Origin of the sequence: Formosa agariphila KMM 3901 (genome assembly GCF_000723205.1) — a bacterium.
GTDB classification, from domain to species: Bacteria; Bacteroidota; Bacteroidia; order Flavobacteriales; family Flavobacteriaceae; genus Formosa; species Formosa agariphila.
Window position 1 is genome coordinate 732,963 of sequence record NZ_HG315671.1, and the last position, 20,347, is coordinate 753,309.

General features: G+C 34.3%; 16 protein-coding genes. 8 read left to right on the plus strand and 8 right to left on the minus strand.

Features of this window, described 5'->3' with window-relative positions:
• Positions 1-7: 7 nt before the first annotated feature.
• Genes BN863_RS03185 through BN863_RS03205 form a run of 5 tightly spaced genes read right to left on the minus strand, consistent with a single transcriptional unit; the run spans position 8 to position 4,296 of the window.
• Positions 8-835: an alpha/beta hydrolase gene (locus tag BN863_RS03185; RefSeq protein ID WP_038527464.1), complete on the minus strand. Its 828-nt coding sequence runs from the start codon at positions 833-835 to the stop codon at positions 8-10.
• Entirely contained in the window at positions 832-1,197 is a 366-nt protein-coding gene (locus BN863_RS03190) for a cupin domain-containing protein (protein WP_038527467.1), read from the minus strand. Before BN863_RS03190 ends, BN863_RS03185 begins: the two co-directional genes overlap by 4 nt.
• A gap of 6 nt (positions 1,198-1,203) precedes the next feature.
• Positions 1,204-2,175, minus strand: coding sequence for a YitT family protein (locus tag BN863_RS03195; protein ID WP_038527470.1), 972 nt, complete (start codon positions 2,173-2,175; stop codon positions 1,204-1,206).
• 15 nt (positions 2,176-2,190) lie between these two features.
• Positions 2,191-2,742, minus strand: a complete 552-nt coding sequence (locus BN863_RS03200; RefSeq protein ID WP_038527474.1) for a hypothetical protein — start codon at positions 2,740-2,742, stop codon at positions 2,191-2,193.
• Between the two features lie 48 nt (positions 2,743-2,790).
• On the minus strand, positions 2,791-4,296 hold the full coding sequence (locus BN863_RS03205) for a helicase HerA-like domain-containing protein (protein WP_038527477.1): 1,506 nt from the start codon (positions 4,294-4,296) through the stop codon (positions 2,791-2,793).
• Positions 4,297-4,400: 104 nt separating this feature from the next.
• Between BN863_RS03205 and BN863_RS03210 the strand changes: the two genes are divergently transcribed.
• Entirely contained in the window at positions 4,401-5,030 is a 630-nt protein-coding gene (locus BN863_RS03210) for a 7-carboxy-7-deazaguanine synthase QueE (protein WP_038527480.1), read from the plus strand.
• A gap of 99 nt (positions 5,031-5,129) precedes the next feature.
• Here BN863_RS03210 and BN863_RS03215 read toward each other — a convergent pair whose 3' ends face one another.
• The gene (locus BN863_RS03215; RefSeq protein WP_038527483.1) at positions 5,130-5,666 is read right to left on the minus strand and encodes a DUF2911 domain-containing protein; all 537 of its coding nucleotides are present in this window, start codon (positions 5,664-5,666) and stop codon (positions 5,130-5,132) included.
• Between the two features lie 243 nt (positions 5,667-5,909).
• On the opposite strand from BN863_RS03215, the gene asnB reads away from it, so the two are divergent.
• From asnB to mdh, 3 genes are all read left to right on the plus strand, one after another.
• Complete coding sequence (gene asnB, locus BN863_RS03220; RefSeq protein WP_038527486.1) at positions 5,910-7,577, plus strand: asparagine synthase B; 1,668 nt, start codon at positions 5,910-5,912, stop codon at positions 7,575-7,577.
• 305 nt (positions 7,578-7,882) lie between these two features.
• Complete coding sequence (gene gyrB / locus BN863_RS03225) at positions 7,883-9,820, plus strand: DNA topoisomerase (ATP-hydrolyzing) subunit B (protein ID WP_038527490.1); 1,938 nt, start codon at positions 7,883-7,885, stop codon at positions 9,818-9,820.
• A gap of 218 nt (positions 9,821-10,038) precedes the next feature.
• Positions 10,039-10,965 carry a malate dehydrogenase gene (mdh, locus tag BN863_RS03230; protein WP_038527493.1) on the plus strand — a complete coding sequence of 309 codons (927 nt, stop codon included), beginning with the start codon at positions 10,039-10,041 and terminating at the stop codon, positions 10,963-10,965.
• 96 nt (positions 10,966-11,061) lie between these two features.
• On the opposite strand, the gene BN863_RS18885 is transcribed toward mdh, so the two are convergent.
• Positions 11,062-11,184 (minus strand): hypothetical protein, encoded by a 123-nt coding sequence (locus BN863_RS18885; protein ID WP_262486715.1) that lies wholly within the window; start codon positions 11,182-11,184, stop codon positions 11,062-11,064.
• 144 nt (positions 11,185-11,328) lie between these two features.
• Between BN863_RS18885 and BN863_RS03235 the strand changes: the two genes are divergently transcribed.
• The 3 genes from BN863_RS03235 (at position 11,329) to secDF (ending at position 16,072) form a co-directional block, all read left to right on the plus strand.
• Positions 11,329-12,144 carry a universal stress protein gene (locus BN863_RS03235; RefSeq protein WP_038527496.1) on the plus strand — a complete coding sequence of 272 codons (816 nt, stop codon included), beginning with the start codon at positions 11,329-11,331 and terminating at the stop codon, positions 12,142-12,144.
• A gap of 127 nt (positions 12,145-12,271) precedes the next feature.
• Positions 12,272-12,883 carry a hypothetical protein gene (locus BN863_RS03240; protein WP_038527499.1) on the plus strand — a complete coding sequence of 204 codons (612 nt, stop codon included), beginning with the start codon at positions 12,272-12,274 and terminating at the stop codon, positions 12,881-12,883.
• A gap of 225 nt (positions 12,884-13,108) precedes the next feature.
• Positions 13,109-16,072 carry a protein translocase subunit SecDF gene (secDF, locus tag BN863_RS03245; protein WP_038527502.1) on the plus strand — a complete coding sequence of 988 codons (2,964 nt, stop codon included), beginning with the start codon at positions 13,109-13,111 and terminating at the stop codon, positions 16,070-16,072.
• A gap of 164 nt (positions 16,073-16,236) precedes the next feature.
• Here secDF and BN863_RS03250 read toward each other — a convergent pair whose 3' ends face one another.
• Complete coding sequence (locus BN863_RS03250; protein ID WP_038527505.1) at positions 16,237-17,508, minus strand: alginate export family protein; 1,272 nt, start codon at positions 17,506-17,508, stop codon at positions 16,237-16,239.
• 289 nt (positions 17,509-17,797) lie between these two features.
• Between BN863_RS03250 and nirB the strand changes: the two genes are divergently transcribed.
• Positions 17,798-20,332 carry a nitrite reductase large subunit NirB gene (gene nirB / locus BN863_RS03255; protein ID WP_038527508.1) on the plus strand — a complete coding sequence of 845 codons (2,535 nt, stop codon included), beginning with the start codon at positions 17,798-17,800 and terminating at the stop codon, positions 20,330-20,332.
• Positions 20,333-20,347: the final 15 nt, after the last annotated feature.

The following is a 20,347-nucleotide window of genomic DNA, read 5'->3' on the forward strand; positions in this document are numbered from 1 at the left end:
GATAAGTTTAGGCTTCTAAGAAGTTGTAAATATGGTCTCTTACAGAAGCGTCGTTTAAGGAGTGTCCTAAACCTTCTGTAGTGATTAATGTGCTGTTTTTAAATCCTTTATTTATAAGTAAAGCATCGTTGTAAGGTATAATAGTATCACTTTTATCGTGAATAATTAATCCTTTTGTTTTGATGTTATTTAAAATTTCGGCAGTAGAAAATGAATCTGGAGCCACACCAAAACGTTTAATTATGGTTTTGTTTAACTGATGAGTAATACGTTTGTTATAGCCTAGCATTTTTACATACCGGCTAATAATATCTTTAAATTCTGAAGGCGCCCCTAAAAGAATTAATTTTTCTAAAGCTGGATATTGATATTTATTCTGAAAAGCTGTTGCTGCCATTCCTCCTGCAGAATGCGCTATAATGGTATGCGGTTTAAAACGTTGAGCAACAACATTAATATATTCGGCATATAATAAGGCATTAAATTCTTTACTTCCAGAACGTCCGTGTGCAGGTGCGTCTAAAGCAACTACAGAATAGCCTTTTTTATTTAATTCGGTAACTAAAGGTTTCCATCTGTACGAGTTACTTTCCCAGCCATGAGCTAATAGAATGGTTCCTTTTTTACCTAACCAACGATAGGTCATAATAGTATGATTGTTGTAAGTAAGCTCTTCGTTAAACGCGGTGTTTAAAAAATCGACATGACGTTCTAAAACACGACCTTTTCTTGGCGTGACGAATAAGTTTAAGGCCTTATTAGCGGCATAAGGTTTAGAGATATAACTTAATAGATTAAGATAATTTCCAACCGTTTTAATTAAAAGGGTTTTCATAAATCTTCTCTATTAACATGGTCTGGCGAAAAAGCAGGTGTACAAATGGCAATGTATTCGCAGGGAGTATCAAACGGATTAGAATATTGTACTCGGGTGTTTTTATCAATTTTAATAGATTGACCAGCTTCTAAGACTATAATTTCATCTTCAAATATAAATTGCTTTTTGCCTTTTATTATAAAAGTGAATTCATCGAATTCTGGAGTTTGAAAAGGTTCGCTCCATCCTGCAGGTGCAGTCATGTGTGCAATACTAATGTCTGAATCGCCAGTAGTTGCATTTCCAAAATGTTCTTTTATAATTTTACCATCTGTTGTCGGTACGATAAACGGATTTGTAATGATTTTGTAAGATTTCATGAGGTTCTATTTTAGAGGTTTTTTCTTAATCATACCACCTTTTATATCTTTAACAACGCCCATGATTATGAATGCATTTTTATCAATTTTATCGATTTCTGTTTCCATTTTAGCAAGCTCCAATCGTGTTACAATGGTATAAATAATTTCTTTTTCTTGCGCACCACCTTCTAAATGATATCCACCTTTTCCTATGTAAATAGTACACGCACGTCTTAACTCTTCGGTTACCATAATGCGAATGGCTTCATGCTTTTCTGAGATAATGGTGACCCCTACATATTCTTCTACACCATCTACCACAAAATCGACTGTTTTTGCGGCCGACATATACGTTAAGATAGCGTATAATGCTGTTTCAATAGATAAGATATAAGCTCCGAAAGAGAAAATAACAATATTAATTAAAAGTAAAACGTCACCAACAGTCATAGAGAATTTTCTACCAACAAAGAGCGCTAGCACTTCGGTTCCGTCAATTACTGCGCCTCCTCTCATAGACATTCCAATACCAAAACCTAAGAAAAACCCTCCAAAAACAGAGATTAATAATTTGTCGTCTGTAATAGTTGGGTAGTCTACATTATGAACCACGAAGGCTAGAAATGTTATGGCTACTATGCTTTTTAAAGCAAACTTTAAGTTGAATGTTTTTGCACCTAAAATGATGAATGGTAGATTGACTAATAGTAATAAAACTCCTAAAGATAGTCCTGTTAGGTGTTCTAAAAGTAAAGAAATTCCAGTGGCTCCACCATCTATAAATCGGTTTGGAAGTAAAAAACCTTTTAATCCAAATCCAGCAGATACTACACCAATTGCAATAAAGATATATTCTTTAATCGCATGGCGTAGTTCGACCTGTAGTGTCCTAACAATAGGAACTACTTTTTTTAAACTTGTGGGGGTAACAGTTTCATTTGTCCCGAGTTTTTTTCGAGCAATATAAACTAGAAGCCTAGAGACAATTGAATTCATATATAGTTATTAGGCTTACCAGTTTAAGAAAAAGTATTTGATTTTAGCTGTGTCAGGAATTTGTGACGCTTCAATATTTAATTTCATGTCGAATCTTAAATTTGAAGGTAGTTCTTTTTTATCGATAGTAAAAGATGCATTTAATTCGTTTACAGAAACTACAACAGAATTAATTAAATTGTCGATGCTTGAAATTTTATAATTAGTCTGAATGTCTTTAAAAGTACTTATTGACGAAAGATTTTTATCTGTTTTAAAACGAGAATCGAAAACCTGAACGCTACTTACTAAAGAGGTTGAGTCGTTTAGTGTTTTAGGCGTAAGCGTTAATAATTTTTGTCCACCTTTTTCAAAGATTTCTATTTCGTTAAAGCTTGTTGTAAATTCTCCTCCAGGATTGAATTTAACAATAGAGTCGTTTTTAAATACGGTTTCTAAATCTTTAATTTGAGTTGTTGAGGTTAAGTTCCCAATACTGTTTTTTGAAATAGCAAAAGTGTCAGTTTTTGTTGAACAACTAAAGCATGTAATGGCTAGAATAGCTAGGCTTAATATGTTTTTTTTCATTTTTAAGATTATCTTGTTTTGTGTAAAATTGTGAAGCTGCGAAAGTAATTATTTTTTTATCACTTTGTTTAAAATTCCGAATACACTTCTAATAAATGTAGCGCTTGTTAGAACCTTAATTATTGGATTCATGGCATTACTTTTACGCTGTGCAGGTGCTTTTTTTGCAACTTGTTTTTGGTGTTCTGCTTCCGCTTCAGCGTGCGCTATCTTTTCATTTAATAATTCGTAAGCACTTTCTCTATCAATAGTCTCGTTGTATTTTTTTACTAATTTTGATTTTGAAATTAATTCAGATAATTCATTGTCTGTTAACACATCCATCCGACTCATTGGTGCACGCATCATGGTTGCTGCCAATGGTGTTGGTCTTCCTTTTTCATCTAAAGCAGATACTAATGCTTCACCTGTTCCTAAATTAGTAAGTATACTTTCTGTATCGTAGTATTCTGAATCTGGATAATTTTGTGCAGTTAACTTAATTGCTTTTCTGTCTTTTGCTGTAAAGGCACGTAAGGCATGTTGAATTTTTAATCCCAACTGACTTAAAACGGCTTCAGGAACATCGGTTGGATTTTGAGTTACAAAATAGAGTCCGACACCTTTACTTCGTATTAATTTTACAATACTTTCAATCTGATTTAAAAGCGCTTTTGATGCTTCATTAAATATAAGGTGTGCTTCGTCTATAAATATGATTAATTCTGGTCTTCCGCTGTCGCCTTGTTCTGGAAAAGTTGTGTAAATCTCGGCAAGTAAACTCAACATAAAAGTTGAGAACAGTTTAGGCCGATCTTGAATATCTGTTAATCGTAGAATATTAATGTAACCACGACCTTCATCATCTATACGTAATAAGTCTTGAACATCGAAAGATGTTTCGCCAAAAAATAAATCGGCTCCTTGTTGTTCTAATTCTACTACCTTTCTTAATATGGCTCCAGTAGAAGCTGCAGAAATTCGTCCGTAAGCTTCTTGGAACTCGTCACGACCTTCTTGAGTGGCGTATTGTAATATTTTTTTAAAATCTTTTAAATCTAAAAGGGGTAATTTATTATCGTCGCAATATTTAAAAATTACAGAAACAATTCCAGATTGTGTGTCGGTTAAATCTAAAATTCGAGATAATAAAATGGGGCCAAATTCACTAACTGTAGCACGTAATCGTACACCATCTTGGTCGGAAAGTGTAAGTACATCTACCGGAAAACCTTTAGATGAATAGGGTAGGCCAATTTTTTCGTGACGGTTATTAATTGCAGGATTATCGTCTCCGGGTTTAGCCAATCCACTTAAATCACCTTTAATATCCATGAGTAAAACAGGAATACCTTGTTCCGACAAGTTCTCTGCCATAACTTGTAGCGTTTTTGTTTTTCCCGTGCCTGTTGCTCCTGCAATTAATCCATGTCTGTTTAACGTTTTAAGAGGGATGTTTACAAATGCATTTTTTATTGGTTGCTCATTTAATATGGCAGAACCCATAGTTATATAGTCTCCTTTAAATGTATTTCCCTCGGTTATCTCTTTTAAAAACGTGTCGTTTTCAGTCATGATTCTTAATTTTTTTATAAAAATACTAATCTTGAAGGAATAGGCTTTAAATCTTTTCAACATTTTATACCCAAACAAAATTATGTAAACTATCTTTGTGCCTTATGAAGAAAGAGATTCAAGAGTTGGTGAATAAAGGTGAAATGTTGCCTTTAATGGAAGAGTTTTACACCATACAAGGTGAAGGCTTTTACAAAGGAACTGCTGCATACTTTATTCGAGTAGGTGGTTGCGATGTGGGTTGCCATTGGTGTGATGTAAAAGAGAGCTGGGATGCAGAATTGCATCCGCCAACAGAGACGTCTAAAATTGTTGAAAAGGCTGCTTTACATAGTAATACTATTGTGGTTACTGGTGGAGAACCTTTAACTTGGGATATGACGGCGTTAACCACGCAATTAAAAGCAAAAGGATTGAACGTTCATATCGAAACTTCGGGAGCTTATCCATTAACTGGAGTTTGGGATTGGATTTGTTTGTCTCCTAAAAAAATGAAATTGCCTACAGCAGAAGTGTCAGCAAAAGCACACGAATTAAAAGTTATAATTTTTAATAGAGATGATTTTAAATTTGCCGAAGAACAAGCTGCATTAGTAAACGAGGATTGTATTTTATATATGCAACCAGAATGGAGTAAGCGTGATAAAATGATTCCTGAAATTGTAGAATATGTTATGGCAAATCCGAAATGGAAAGTGTCGTTGCAAACACATAAGTATTTGAATATTCCTTAAGAATGTATAGAGACATTAAAAGAGAATAAAAAAGTAAGACATAAAAAAAGCGGTTATCTATATTATATAGGTAACCGCTTTTTAATATTTGTATACGTTTTAGTTTCTCTTAAACGGTACAGCAACACGAGTTGTTCCCCATGCTAAATACATAGTTTCTTGATCGTCGAAAGCAATAGAGAATGCTTCAATAGATTCTGCATCTATAGACGCAATAGCATTGTAACGCGCTACATCTTGGTTAGGGTTGTACGAGTAAGCTCCCCAAGCATTAAGATCTTTATTTAAAATCATAGTCCACGTTTTTTCACCTCTAATAGCGAATAAAGAATATGTTCCAGCTTTTACAGGAGTATCCCCAAAGTGAGAATCTTCGTAGAATGTAATTTCAGCCGATTCATTAGCTCCTAATCTCCATACTTTTCCTAAAGGCACTAAATCGTATAACTCACGATTATTAAGTTGAGGTCTACTGTAAACTACCTTAATTTTTTTGTTAGGGTCTTTGTAGCTTGTTGGAAATGCCGCAGCATCCATTGGGCTTTTGTCTAATTTGCTAAAGTTTTGGGCTGTCATTTCTGTGTTGAAGCTAAATGCTACTAATAAACAGATTGCTGATACGCTAAGTAATTTCATCTTTAAAGTTGTTTTTATTTGGTAAATATAAAATTTGATAAGGTATTGGTCGATACTTTTAAGTAAAGTTTACAATTTTTAAATTTTGAAAGGAAGATTTGTTTAAGTGCTTTCGTTTTTAATGTAAAATTTGTTTATTTGTTTCAAATTGTAATCAATTATGGTTTTATTGTTTTATAATGTGAATGATATACTCATATTTGCTTCAGAATTAAAATATAAAGAATTAAAAATATATAGATTATGTGTGGAATTGTATGTGCATTCGATTTGAAACAAAAGGCGGATGATTTAAGACCTCAGATTTTAGAAATGTCAAAAAAAATTCGTCACCGTGGTCCAGACTGGAGTGGGATTTTTAGTAATGACAAAGCTATTATGGCGCACGAACGTTTAGCTATTGTAGATCCAGCTTCTGGAAAACAACCTTTATTTAGCCCTGATGGAACATTAGTGCTAGCAGCTAACGGAGAAATATACAATCACCGTGAACTACGTAAGCAATTTGCTGGGAAATACGATTTTCAAACAGAATCTGATTGCGAAGTTATCTTAGCTTTATACAAAGAAAAGGGCGCTGATTTTGTAGATGAAATGAACGGAATCTTTGGGTTTGCAATTTATGATGTTGAAAAAGATGAATACTTTGTAGCTCGCGATCACATGGGAATTATTCCTTTATATATAGGATGGGATCAAAACGGAACATTTTATGTAGCTTCAGAATTAAAAGCTTTAGAAGGACAATGTACTAAAATAGAATTATTTCCTCCAGGACATTATATGTCTAGTAAAGATGGAAAATTTGTAAAATGGTACAATAGAGAATGGAGTGAATACGATGCTGTAAAAGATAACGAAACAAGTATTAAAGACATTAAAGAAGCTTTAGAAGCTGCTGTACACAGACAGTTAATGTCTGATGTGCCTTATGGTGTATTACTGTCTGGAGGATTAGATTCTTCTGTAACATCTGCAATTGCTAAAAAATATGCTCAAAAACGAATTGAAAGCGACGATGAGTCTGATGCTTGGTACCCACAATTACACAGTTTTTCTGTAGGGTTAGAAGGGTCTCCAGATTTAGCTGCAGCTAGAAAAGTAGCCGATCATATTAAAACCATTCACCACGAAATTAAATTTACCATTCAAGAAGGTTTAGATGCCATTCGCGATGTAGTATATAACCTAGAAACTTACGATGTAACAACAATTCGTGCCAGTACACCTATGTACTTAATGGCTCGTGTTATTAAGTCTATGGGAATTAAAATGGTATTGTCTGGAGAAGGTGCAGACGAATTATTTGGAGGCTATTTATACTTCCATAAAGCACCAAATGCTCAAGAATTTCACGAAGAAACAGTTCGTAAATTAAGTAAACTTCATATGTACGATTGTTTACGTGCGAACAAAAGTTTAGCAGCTTGGGGAATTGAAGGTCGTGTGCCATTCTTAGATAAAGAATTTATGGATGTGGCTATGAGAATTAACCCACAAGATAAAATGATTAACGGAGAGCGCATGGAAAAATGGGTGGTTCGTAAGGCATTCGAAGATATGATTCCTGAAAGTGTTGCTTGGAGACAAAAAGAGCAATTTAGTGATGGTGTTGGTTACAGCTGGATTGATACTTTAAAAGAAGTTGTTGCTACAGAAGTATCAGACGAACAATTAGCAAATGCGAAATATAAGTTCCCGTTACAAACGCCAACAAGTAAAGAGGAATTCTACTACCGTTCAATTTTTGCAGAACATTTCCCTAGCGATGCTGCTGCATTATGTGTGCCTCAAGAAGCAAGTGTTGCTTGTAGTACCAAAATAGCATTAGAGTGGGATGAAGCATTTAAAAACATGAACGACCCAAGTGGTAGAGCAGTAGCAAATGTGCATACAGAAGCGTATAAGTAAATCTTAAGACAAACGTTTTTATTATAATTTTAGTGTATAAAAAACCTCAAAATCTCATGTATTAGAGATTTTGAGGTTTTTGTCATTTTAACACCGTGTTAAAAAACACGAATATTTAATTTAAGGCTGTTTTAAGCCATTTTTAGCACACTTGGGTTAATTAACAAATGTTGATAATTTTAAGCCTTCCTACGTTAAATTCTTTTTAAACTGCCTTAAAAGTCGTATATTTGCTAGTATTCAAAATGTTGCGGATGCAGCATTTTTTTATGATTATAAATCAAAAATATAACATATAATATTTTATGAGCGAAGAAGCTAAAAAACATAATTACTCGGCCGATAGTATACAGGCATTAGAGGGTATGGAGCATGTAAGAATGCGTCCATCCATGTATATTGGTGATGTTGGAGTAAGAGGTCTTCACCACTTAGTTTATGAAGTTGTAGATAACTCTATTGATGAAGCCTTAGCAGGTCATTGCGACATTATTAAAGTTATAATCAATGAAGATAACTCTATTACGACAGAAGATAATGGTCGTGGTATCCCTGTAGATTTACATAAAAAAGAAGGAATATCTGCGCTAGAAGTTGTAATGACTAAAATTGGTGCCGGTGGTAAATTCGATAAAGATTCTTATAAAGTATCTGGAGGACTTCACGGTGTTGGTGTAAGTTGTGTTAATGCACTTTCTGAGCATTTAACAGCAACAGTATATAGAGATGGAACGATTTGGCAACAAGAATACGAGCGTGGTAAGTCACTATATCCTGTAAAAGCAATTGGAGAAACAGATTTAAGAGGTACAGTTGTAACTTTTAAACCAGACCCAACCATATTTAAACAAACTTTAGAATATAGCTACGATACCTTAGCGAGTAGATTACGTGAATTAGCATACCTAAATAAAGGAATTACGATTACTCTTATCGATAAAAGAGTGAAGAATGAAGAAGGAGAGCACGATGTTGAAACTTTTCACTCTGACGAAGGTTTAAAGGAATTTGTTAAGTTTTTAGATGGAAACCGCGAGCCTATTATTACAGAAGTTATTGCTTTTGAAGGGGAAAAGAACGATATTCCTGTAGAAGTAGCAATGATTTATAATACGTCGTATTCAGAAAATTTACACTCGTACGTAAACAACATTAATACGCATGAAGGTGGAACGCACCTTTCTGGTTTTAGACGTGGTTTAACACATACGTTAAAGAAATACGCCGATAGCTCTGGGTTAACAGATAAATTAAAGTTTGAAATTTCTGGAGACGATTTCCGTGAAGGATTAACAGCTATTATCTCTGTAAAAGTTCAAGAACCTCAGTTCGAAGGGCAAACAAAAACCAAGTTAGGGAACAGAGAAGTTTCTGCTTCTGTAAGTCAGGCGGTTTCAGAAATGTTAACGGACTACTTAGAAGAGCATCCAGAAGATGCTAAGACTATTGTTCAAAAAGTAATATTAGCAGCACAAGCACGTCACGCGGCACAAAAAGCACGTGAAATGGTACAGCGTAAAACCGTAATGAGTATTGGTGGTTTACCTGGGAAATTAAGTGACTGTTCTGAGCAAGACCCATCAAAATGCGAAGTATTCCTTGTCGAGGGAGATTCGGCGGGTGGAACGGCTAAGCAAGGTCGTGACCGTGCGTTCCAAGCTATTTTACCTTTACGTGGTAAAATTCTTAACGTTGAAAAAGCTATGCAACACAAGGTTTTCGAAAACGAAGAAATCAAGAATATCTTTACAGCTTTAGGGGTTACCATAGGTACCGAAGAAGATAGTAAAGCCTTAAACCTTTCAAAATTACGTTACCATAAAGTAGTTATTATGTGTGATGCCGATATCGATGGTAGTCACATTGCTACTTTAATTTTAACATTCTTCTTTAGATATATGAAGGAGCTTATTGAAAACGGACATATTTACATTGCAACGCCTCCTTTATATTTAGTTAAAAAAGGAGCTAAAAAAGAATATGCTTGGAGTGATAGTGAACGTGATGGTTTAGTAGAACAATTTGGAGGTGCATCGATTCAGCGTTACAAAGGTCTTGGAGAGATGAATGCCGAGCAACTTTGGGATACTACAATGAATCCTAACTTCAGAACATTAAGACAAGTAAATATTGATAACGGTGGAGAAGCCGATCGTATTTTCTCTATGTTAATGGGAGATGAGGTACCACCTCGTCGTGAATTCATAGAAAAGAATGCAGTATACGCTAAAATTGATGCGTAAATAATACTTAGAAGCACCTTAAATTTATTTTTAAGGTGCTTTTTTATAATACACAATAGACATGGAAACATGTTGAAAGTGGCAAAATACAGTAAATTTAAAATCAGGCAGGTGTAATTCATAATCTTATTATAATTCGCAGACTTATGTATGTGAATTGTATTAAAATCGTTAATTTTACGTGCATAAAAATAATCTCAATCTAAAAATATATTATAATGAAAGTAACAGTAGTTGGAGCAGGAGCAGTAGGTGCAAGTTGTGCAGAATATATCGCTATTAAAAACTTCGCTTCAGAAGTTGTTTTGTTAGACATTAAAGAAGGTTTTGCAGAAGGTAAAGCAATGGATTTAATGCAAACGGCTTCTTTAAATGGATTCGATACAAAAATCACAGGTGTAACTGGAGACTATAGCAAGACTGCAGGTAGTGATGTTTGTGTGATTACTAGTGGAATTCCTAGAAAACCAGGAATGACAAGAGAAGAACTTATTGGTATTAATGCAGGAATCGTTAAGAATGTATCTACAAGTTTACTTGAGCACTCTCCAAACATGATTCTTATTGTAGTTAGTAACCCAATGGATACCATGACGTATTTAGCTCATAAAGCTACAGGTTTACCAAAAAACAGAATTATCGGAATGGGTGGAGCTTTAGATTCTGCACGTTTTAAATACAGATTAGCAGAAGCTTTAGGAGCGCCTATTAGCGATGTAGACGGAATGGTAATTGGTGGACACAGTGATACTGGAATGTTCCCACTAACACGTTTAGCGACTAGAAATAGTGTGCCAGTTTCAGAATTTTTATCTGAAGAACGTTTAAATCAAGTTAAAGAAGATACTAAAGTTGGTGGAGCAACATTAACTAAATTATTAGGAACTTCTGCTTGGTACGCGCCAGGTGCAGCTGTGTCAGGAATGGTACAAGCTATTGCTTGCGATACTAAAAAGATTTTCCCTTGTTCAACATTATTAGATGGTGAATATGGCTTAACAGATATTTGTTTAGGTGTACCAGTTGTATTAGGTAAAGATGGTATCGAAAAAATAGTAGATATTACATTAAACGACGAAGAAAAAGCGCATTTAGCAGCAAGTGCTGAAGGTGTTAGAAAAACAAATGGATTATTAGAGGTTTAATCTCTATTCCAACATAAATTTTTAAAAGGACTGTCTGAAAAGATAGTCCTTTTTTTATGTGTTTTAAAGCATAGCAATATATGTTATGTTTTTCCCTTATTTCGGATTATTCCATCCTTCCATAAATGCGCCTAAAGCAAAATCTGTAAAATAAATTAGAGCTACAATAGCGAGGAATAGCAATGAAATTTTGTAAATTTTCTTAGTGTTAATTGTCATAATGTTGGTTTTAAGGTTCTTAAAGTTATAATTTTTTTTATTATTAGGACTGTTATTCTCGGTTTTTTGCAGGTATTAGGAGCTTGGATAATTTCAGAAAAAAGGATTAATTCCGTATCTTAGTAAGAGAAAATTCTCTTTGTTATGGAACCAATTATAGTTACAACAAACTTCTCTAAATTATCAGATAATGCAGTCTTATATGCAGCATCCTTAGCTAAACATTTTAATAGAAAGCTAATTATGTTTAATGCGTTTCAAATTCCGCTTCATGCATCTAACACCTTGTTGTCGATTAAATCGATAAATAATATGATGCAAAATAGTGTCGCTACATTAGAAAAGTTAGCTAAGTCTTTAAAAGAAGAATTCGAAATAGAGGTAGACTATGAATGTGGATATTTCGAGTTAGAGAATAAAGTAGATGTGCTAATGAAAAAGTATAATGCGTCGTTATTAGTTATGGGAATGTCAGATAAATCTTTAGAGCAAAATTTAATAGGCAATCCTACAACGACTTTAATTAGTATGAAAAAATTTCCAGTTCTAGCTGTTCCAATTCATGCTAAATTTAAAGGAATAAGGAAAATTCTTTTTGCTTGCGATTTAATGAAAGATGTGCCATTGAAAACATTAGCAAGATTACGTCAGATTGCAAATGGATTAGATTCTAAAGTCACTGTGTTTTATGTTGATGAGAAAATTGATGAATTAAAACTTAATGCGAAAACCATTAGTAATATCGATAATGAACTTAATGATGTTACTTATTTATATAAGAATGTAAAATCTGATGCGATTATTGAAGAAATACACTCTCAAATTCAAGAATCAGATTCAGAATTACTGGTTATGATTCCAAAAGCATATGGATTTTGGGAATCTTTAATTCATAAAAGTAAAACACGAGTTATGGCATCTGGTTTAAATATTCCGTTGTTGTCTATTCCTGTTAAATAAAAAAAACAGCTCAGTTTTCGGTATTGTATTTACGTCGCTTTTTGCGCTATTATTCTGTGCTAAGGCGCTGTTAATAATAAATGTGCAAGCATAGAACGTAATCTTAAAATTTTCATATATTTGGCGCATGAATTTGAAATGGTACTTTAGTACTTTACTTATAACTGTAGCCTTGTTTTTTGGTGTTGCTAGTCAACAACAAAGCACTGTGCCTAATCAGGAAATTGTTCTGCAACTTTCTGGTAATGTTGCATTGCAAGACAATGCACAGCGTGCCATTTCGTTAGTTAAGCAACAATTACAAAACATTGGTGCTGAAAATATTCAAGTTAGCGAAGATGAAGATGGTGTCTTAAAAATCACGTATTATTGTGATTCAGATATCGATAGTATTAAAAAAATACTATCTGAAGATGAAGCATTAGCTTTTAAAAATTCTACTTCGCAACAAAAAGAGTCTCCTTCAGAAGAACACAATCCAACTTATAATTTTGATGTTTTCGAGATCCACAACGGATTCGATATGGCATTTCATCATGCGGGTAAAGTTGCAGTTGAATTAAAAGCGAGTAGTCATCATTTTAGTCAGTTAAACGATGGTCATGGTATAGTATATACTACAGATTTTATCGACGTGCCTTCAATTAAAGTCGCGTATAAGTTTTACAAAGATATTGCACTTGCAATAGATAATACTTCTAAAAAGATTCCAGAAGTTCGGGCTGGCCCTTTTGTTTAGGAAGGTTCGAATTTTCTTAGTTCAAAGTGTCGTCATAATTAAGTGTTCATGATGTGCTTTAATTACCTTAAAAAAATAAAGTTAAGATTTCTACAATCATTTCAACAGTTAGCTAGGCTATTCAGGCTGTAGCTTCGATTCACTTATATCAAACAAAAATTACATATTGAGCTGTCTTAGGTACAGTTCTCAATAGTCACAATAGTATTAATAAATAATTAAATAATGCAGAATAAAGGATTAGTAAAGTTGTTTGCAGTCTTGTTCGGTTTGGTAAGTATTTACCAATTATCGTTCACGTTTAAGGCAAACAGTATCGACGACGCGGCAAAAGCGTATTCAAATGGAGACTCAGCAAAAGAGGCTAGGTATTTGGATTCATTATCAACAGAAAAAGTGTTTAATCTCGGTATTGCAGATTACACTTACGATGAGGTAAAAGACAAGGCCATGAACCTTGGACTTGATCTTAAAGGGGGAATAAATGTTATTCTTCAGGTGTCTGTAAAAGATATCTTAAAAGGTTTAGCTAATCATACTAGCGAACCAGCATTTAACAAAGCGTTAGATGATGCTTCAGAACTTCAGAAAAACAGTCAGAATACATATTTAGAGGATTTCTACATCGCGTTCGATAAAATTAAAGGTGATACAAAATTAGCGTCTCCAGATATTTTTGCAAACAGATCGTTAAGTGAAGAAATTACTTTCGATATGACAGACGACCAAGTGAAGCCAATTATTGATAGAAAAATTGACGAATCTATTACATCTGCGTTCGAAGTACTACGTAAGCGTATCGACGAATTTGGGGTAACATCTCCAAATATTCAACGTTTAGGTGAATCTGGACGTATCTTGGTAGAATTACCAGGTGTTAAAGATGTAGAGCGTGCTAAGAAATTATTACAAAGTACGGCTCAATTAGAATTTTGGGATGCTTATAAAGGAGAACAATTTATTCCTTTTATTATTGAAGCAAACAATATATTAGTATCTGAAGTTGCTGAAAACACAAAAACTACAGAAGATGCAGCTACAGAAACTTCTGAAAGCGATTCACAAATTGATGACTTATTAGGAGAAGCTGTTACAGATTCTACAAGTGCGGCAACAAACCCATTATTAGATTTAATTATTGGACAAGGTTACCAAGGTGGACCAGTTATTGCTCAATTTGATATTAAAGACAAGCAAACTGTTTTAGATTACTTAAACAGACCAGATGTTAGAGCTTTACTTCCAGCAGAGCAACGCTATGCAAAATTTGCTTTTGGAATGCCAGAAAAAAATAGTGATGCTGTAAGTTTATACGCTTTAATTGGTAATAGAGAAAATGTACCACCTATGAGTGGAGCTGTTGTTACAAATGCAACACAACAATACGACCAATTAGGTAAGCCATCTGTTTCTATGCAAATGAATGCAAAAGGAGCTAAGGTTTGGGAAGAATTAACAGGAAAAGCATTTGCTCAACAAAGTCAAATTGCAATTGTTTTAGATAATATTGTATACTCTGCACCTGGTGTTACAACTGGAGCTATTGCAGGAGGAAATTCAGAAATTTCAGGAAACTTTACATTAAACGAAGCTGTCGATTTAGCAAACGTATTACGTGCTGGTAAATTACCTGCTTCTGCAGATATTATCCAGAGTGAAGTTGTAGGACCATCTTTAGGTCAAGAAGCAATTGATAGTGGAGAAATTTCTTTCGTTATTGCGTTAGTATTAGTATTAGTTTGGATGTTGTTTTACTACGGTAAAGCTGGTGGATTTGCAGATATTGCAATGGCATTAAATATCTTATTAATCTTTGGTGTATTATCTGGTTTAGGAGCTGTGTTAACATTACCTGGTATTGCCGGTATTGTATTAACTATTGGTATGTCGGTAGATGCAAATGTGTTAATTTTTGAGCGTATTAGAGAAGAGATATCGAATGGTAAAGGCCAAAGAGAAGCTATTCAAGACGGATTTAGTAATGCATTATCTTCTATTTTAGATGCAAACATTACAACAGGTTTAACTGCTCTAATCTTATTTATCTTCGGTACAGGTCCAATTAAAGGATTTGCAACTACATTATTAATTGGTATTGTAACGTCTTTATTTACAGCTATCTTTATTACTAGATTATTAATTGACTGGTACGTAAACCGTGGTGGAAACTTAGATTTCTCTACAGGAATTACTAAAAACTTATTTAGAAACATTAATATTGAATTCCTTAAAAAACGTAAGCTTGCTTATATTTTATCAGGAACTTTAATCGTTATTAGTTTAGGATCTTTATTTACAAACGGTTTAGATCAAGGTGTAGATTTTGTTGGAGGTAGAAACTTTCAAGTACGTTTTAACGAAGCTGTTAGTCCTTCTGAATTAGTTCCAACTTTAGATAATGCTTTCGGTAGTGCAGATGCTAAAACTTTTGGTAGCGCTAACCAAGTTAAAATTACTACAAAATACAAAGTAGACGAAACAAGTGCTGAGGTTGATGAGCAAATTAGAAAAGATTTATATACTGCTTTAGAGCCTCATTTAACAGGTATTTCTTACGAAGACTTTATTAGCGACAACGAGCATAAAACAGTTGGATTAATGAAATCTTACAAAGTTAGCCCAACCATTGCAGATGATATTAAGAAAGAATCATTCTGGGCTGTATTAGGATCTTTAATTGTAGTATTTTTATATATCTTATTACGTTTCAAAAAATGGCAATATTCATTAGGAGCAGTAGCTGCTGTATTCCACGATGTTATTATTGTATTAGGTGTATTCTCTTTAACTTATAAGTTTATGCCTTTCAACATGGAAATCGACCAAGCATTTATCGCAGCCATCTTAACTGTAATTGGTTACTCGCTGAATGATACCGTGGTTGTTTTCGATAGAATTCGTGAATATTTCCAAGAACATACTGGATGGAACTTAAACAAAGTTGTAAACGTATCTTTAAGTAGTACGCTAAGTAGAACGTTAAATACATCGTTAACTACTTTAGTCGTGTTATTAGCAATCTTTACATTTGGTGGAGATTCAATACGTGGATTTATGTTCGCATTAATAGTTGGAGTTGTAGTTGGTACTTACTCTTCATTATTTATTGCAACACCAATCATGTACGATACATTAGCTGCTTCTGAAAAGAAGAGAAAGTTAACGGAAGGTGAAGGCGTTGCTGCATAAGTAGTATCATCTTAATGATTATAGAAAAGCCTTCTAAACGTAAGTTTAGAAGGCTTTTTCATGTTTTAGCGTGTATGAACAATATATTTAATTAACGATGTAACAATCGAATTAGAGTGTATAAATACATGTATCGATACTGAAACTATGTGTGAAATTGAATATTATAAAAACTTAGGTTTTAAGACAAGCATTGCCCAAATCCAATTTTGAGAATCTGCTGCTAAGTCTTCAGATACGCCTTTAAGTTCGTACATGCCATCTGCAGCAAACATTTGTGAATATCCCGCAGCAATAGAGAATTCTTTAAACTTATGGCTAAAAGCTAAATCTAATTCTGTTCCTAAACTTTTTTCACCACTTGCTAATTCTTCAGCACCAGAAAAGTTTAAAATACTTGCAGTTAAAGTCGACTTTACTCCTAGTGAGATGTTCGCGTTTATATGTATATCTACTAAACCAACAGAATTGGCATGATTACCTACGTAGAAATAATCCATGTATCCGTTAAACTTATGGTTTGTTCCGTATAGTGGAAAGAATGCGCCTGTTTCATTAGCATCTTCATCTTGAGATTTTCCGCTTATATATTCAAATCCAGCACCCAATTTAAATTTAGGTGTGATTTTATAATGTGCGTCAATGCTAGCTAATAATCCTGTATTCACTTTAATATCGCCTTGTCTGTGTCCTGTTTGTAAGTAGATATTACTAGCTACATCAAATTTGTTTTTTGAGTAGGTTAGGTGCGTACCAAACGTTTGTAGGTTGCTTACACCATCAGCTTTGTTGTCAATGTCAAATTCCTGAAATCCATTATTCATAAATAAGAAGCTAGCAGAAAAAGCATCCCAAGTGTTTTTTACATACCCGTATTGCATGGTTTTGTATGAGAAAAATCCTGTTGTGTAATAGGTGTTATCTGAGTTTTGAAATCCTGATGCGCTATCGTAATCCTGGTTGTAAGCAAATCCAGCATCAAAGACTAAAGATTCTTTTCCTAATTGAATTAGAACTGCATCGTGATTTCTTGCTTGTTGTGTCCAATCTACGCCTCCTAAAATACGCTGATCGTCGTAAGAAATAACTTGACGACCTAATTTAGTAGACCAATTTTCGTTAAATTTAAGGTTAGCCCAAGCTTGAAAAATAGAGAATGAATTGTTTGCATCTTCTATTAAAAGCTGTCTGTTTTCTCCCCATACAAACACATCCTGAACCCCAATATAGATTTCGTATGTTTCTTTTTTATATCCTAAATTAACACGTGCCCTTGTCGATATTCCAAATCCTGGGTCTGCATCGTCTGCTATTAGAGTGCCGTAACCATGTCTGTACTCTGCACGTGGTCTCAATTCACCATCAATAGAAAACTGAGAGAAACAGCTTCCTGATAGTGTTAAAAGTAAAACTGTTAGAAGGGTAATTTTAGTCATAATATATAGTAAAATAGATTAATAATCAGGTTTAAAATCCTTGTAATAATATGGATTAATTCTAGTGTGCGATGCTCAAAAATCTAAAGAATGGCAAGGGGTTTTGTGTATCTTAAAAATAACGATTTCTATTATTATTAATTAGAATTTCATTATTAATAATTTAGATGCCCTTTGTTTTAGTTTTTGGTAAAAATACGTATTAATTTGAAAAATCTTAAACTTTCAGTAAAATAATTAAGTATTAATACTTACTTTTGAAATAAGTAATCGAATAATAACTACGTATATGAAAAAAGTAATAGTTGTAGGAAACGGCATGGTAGGATATAAGTTTTGTGAAAAATTTGTAGCCAAAGAAGGAAGTGAAGCATTTAATATAACTGTGTTTGGGGAAGAGCCAAGACCTGCATATGATCGTGTTCATTTAAGTGAGTTTTTCGAAAATCAGGATGCAGAAGCCTTAGAGATGGCTCCAAGATCTTGGTATGAAGAACATAACATAGAGTTAGTTACAGATGTACGTATTACAGATATTCATAGAAATAAGAAAACGATTACATGTGTTGATGATAAAGAGTATACCTACGACTACTTAGTATTGGCAACAGGATCTTCAGCATTTGTACCTCCTATTAAAGGAGTGGAAAAAGAAGGTGTATTTGTATATAGAACCATCGAAGATTTAGAAGGTATGCTGGCCTATGCTGCTAAATTAAAAGCAAGTAATCCAAATGCTAAAGCCGCCGTTTTGGGTGGTGGTTTGTTAGGGTTAGAAGCTGGTAAAGCGGTGATGGATATGGGGTTAGAACCTCATATTGTAGAGTTTGCGCCCAAATTAATGCCAAGACAATTAGATTCTAGAAGTAGCCAAGTGTTGCAGCTAAAGTTAGAGTCTATTGGGTTAAATATTCATTTAAGTAAAGCGACCAATCAGATTTTAGGTGATGAGTATATTACAGGATTGGAGTTTGGAGAAGATGATAAGCTAGATGTAGAAATGTTAATTATTTCTGCTGGAATCCGCCCAAGAGATGAGTTAGGAAAAACCTGTGATTTACAAATGGGAGTTCGTGGCGGAATTGTTGTGAATAACAAAATGCAAACATCTGATCCCGATATTTTTGCTATTGGAGAAGTTGCTTTATACAACCAGATGATATACGGATTAGTGGCTCCTGGCTACGATATGGCAGAAATTGCAGCAAGTCAGATTATGGGTAACGAAGAGGCTTTAATGCCAGCAGAAATCGATATGTCTACCAAGTTAAAGTTAATTGGTGTAGATGTCGCCAGTTTTGGAGAACCGTTTATGCCGGCGTCTAAAGGACATTCAGTGATTTTCGAAAACAAAACGCAACATTTATATAAGCGAATTAATGTGAGTTTAGATGGTAAATCTTTGCTAGGAGGAATCCTTGTAGGAGATGCATCAGATTATAATATGCTACATCAAGTGTTTTTAAATGGAATGGCAATTCCCGAAGATGCTGCACAACTAATTTTGCCAGCCACAGAAGGTGGTGCGTTTGGTAGCGCATTAGACTTGCCAGACGAAGCTCAGATTTGTTCTTGTGAGAATGTAAGTAAGGGCCAGATTTGTGGTGCTATTAAAGATGGTTCTTGCGAAGATTTAGCAGGCGTGGTTTTAGCAACTAAAGCGAGTACAAGCTGTGGTGGTTGTAAACCCATGGTTACAGATTTAGTTAATGAAACGTTGAAGTCGCTTGGTAAGACGGTTAAAAATGTGATTTGCGAACACTTTGAATATAGCAGGCAAGAATTATACGGTATTATAAAAGTGAAAAAACTAACCTCGTTTAACGAGGTGCTAGACACATGTGGTACAGGGCATGGATGCGAAACGTGTAAGCCTTTAGTGTCTTCAATCTTTGCGAGTTTATATAACATAACGCCAAATAAAGAAGATGTTACTCAAGATACAAACGATAAATTTTTAGCAAACATTCAGCGTAACGGAACCTATTCCGTGGTGCCGAGAATTGCAGGAGGTGAAATTACTCCAGAAGGTTTAATTGTTTTAGGTCAAATTGGATCGAAATATAATTTATATACAAAAATTACAGGTGGTGCTCGTATCGATTTCTTTGGTGCGCAGCTAAACGATTTACCTGCAATCTGGAAAGAATTAATAGATAATGGTTTTGAAAGTGGACATGCTTACGGAAAATCGTTACGTACTGTAAAAAGTTGTGTAGGATCTACATGGTGTCGCTACGGATTAGACGAAAGTGTCTCTTTCGCTATCGCTTTAGAAAATAGATATAAAGGATTGCGTTCGCCTCATAAAATAAAAGGTGGTGTTTCTGGCTGTATCAGAGAATGTGCCGAAGCGCGTGGAAAAGATTTCGGAGTCATTGCTGTAGAAGGTGGATGGAATTTATATGTAGGTGGTAATGGTGGAGCAACACCAAGACATGCCGAATTATTAGCCGAAAAAATAGATAACGACACGGTAATAAAATATATAGACCGCTATTTAATGTATTATATACAAACCGCAGCACCGTTAATGCGAACAGCAGCGTGGTTAGATAAATTAGAAGGCGGTATAGAGCAACTTAAGAAAATTGTAATCGACGATAGTTTAAATATTGTTGATGAATTAGAGAAAGATATGCAGTTTTTAGTTGATGCTTACGAATGTGAGTGGAAACAAGCCATAGAAAACGAAGACATGAAAAAACGCTTTAGTCATTTCGTAAATTCAGATGAGCGAGATGATAACTTAGTTTTTGTGCCTTTACGTGATCAAAAAATGCCAAAACATTGGGAAAAGGACACCAAAGAAGTCGTCCTATAACTAAATAACGTTAAC

Excerpts from the sequence above, each read along its gene's own strand:
- BN863_RS03215 (WP_038527483.1), bottom strand. The coding sequence starts at position 5,666 with ATGAAATTACTTAGCGTATCAGCAATCTGTTTATTAGTAGCATTTAGC.
- BN863_RS03240 (WP_038527499.1), top strand. The coding sequence starts at position 12,272 with ATGAATTTGAAATGGTACTTTAGTACTTTACTTATAACTGTAGCCTTG.
- BN863_RS18885 (WP_262486715.1), bottom strand. The coding sequence starts at position 11,184 with ATGACAATTAACACTAAGAAAATTTACAAAATTTCATTGCTATTCCTC.
- gyrB (WP_038527490.1), top strand. The coding sequence starts at position 7,883 with ATGAGCGAAGAAGCTAAAAAACATAATTACTCGGCCGATAGTATACAG.
- asnB (WP_038527486.1), top strand. The coding sequence starts at position 5,910 with ATGTGTGGAATTGTATGTGCATTCGATTTGAAACAAAAGGCGGATGAT.
- BN863_RS03195 (WP_038527470.1), bottom strand. The coding sequence starts at position 2,175 with ATGAATTCAATTGTCTCTAGGCTTCTAGTTTATATTGCTCGAAAAAAA.
- BN863_RS03200 (WP_038527474.1), bottom strand. The coding sequence starts at position 2,742 with ATGAAAAAAAACATATTAAGCCTAGCTATTCTAGCCATTACATGCTTT.
- mdh (WP_038527493.1), top strand. The coding sequence starts at position 10,039 with ATGAAAGTAACAGTAGTTGGAGCAGGAGCAGTAGGTGCAAGTTGTGCA.
- BN863_RS03185 (WP_038527464.1), bottom strand. The coding sequence starts at position 835 with ATGAAAACCCTTTTAATTAAAACGGTTGGAAATTATCTTAATCTATTA.
- BN863_RS03190 (WP_038527467.1), bottom strand. The coding sequence starts at position 1,197 with ATGAAATCTTACAAAATCATTACAAATCCGTTTATCGTACCGACAACA.
- nirB (WP_038527508.1), top strand. The coding sequence starts at position 17,798 with ATGAAAAAAGTAATAGTTGTAGGAAACGGCATGGTAGGATATAAGTTT.
- BN863_RS03210 (WP_038527480.1), top strand. The coding sequence starts at position 4,401 with ATGAAGAAAGAGATTCAAGAGTTGGTGAATAAAGGTGAAATGTTGCCT.
- BN863_RS03205 (WP_038527477.1), bottom strand. The coding sequence starts at position 4,296 with ATGACTGAAAACGACACGTTTTTAAAAGAGATAACCGAGGGAAATACA.
- secDF (WP_038527502.1), top strand. The coding sequence starts at position 13,109 with ATGCAGAATAAAGGATTAGTAAAGTTGTTTGCAGTCTTGTTCGGTTTG.
- BN863_RS03235 (WP_038527496.1), top strand. The coding sequence starts at position 11,329 with ATGGAACCAATTATAGTTACAACAAACTTCTCTAAATTATCAGATAAT.
- BN863_RS03250 (WP_038527505.1), bottom strand. The coding sequence starts at position 17,508 with ATGACTAAAATTACCCTTCTAACAGTTTTACTTTTAACACTATCAGGA.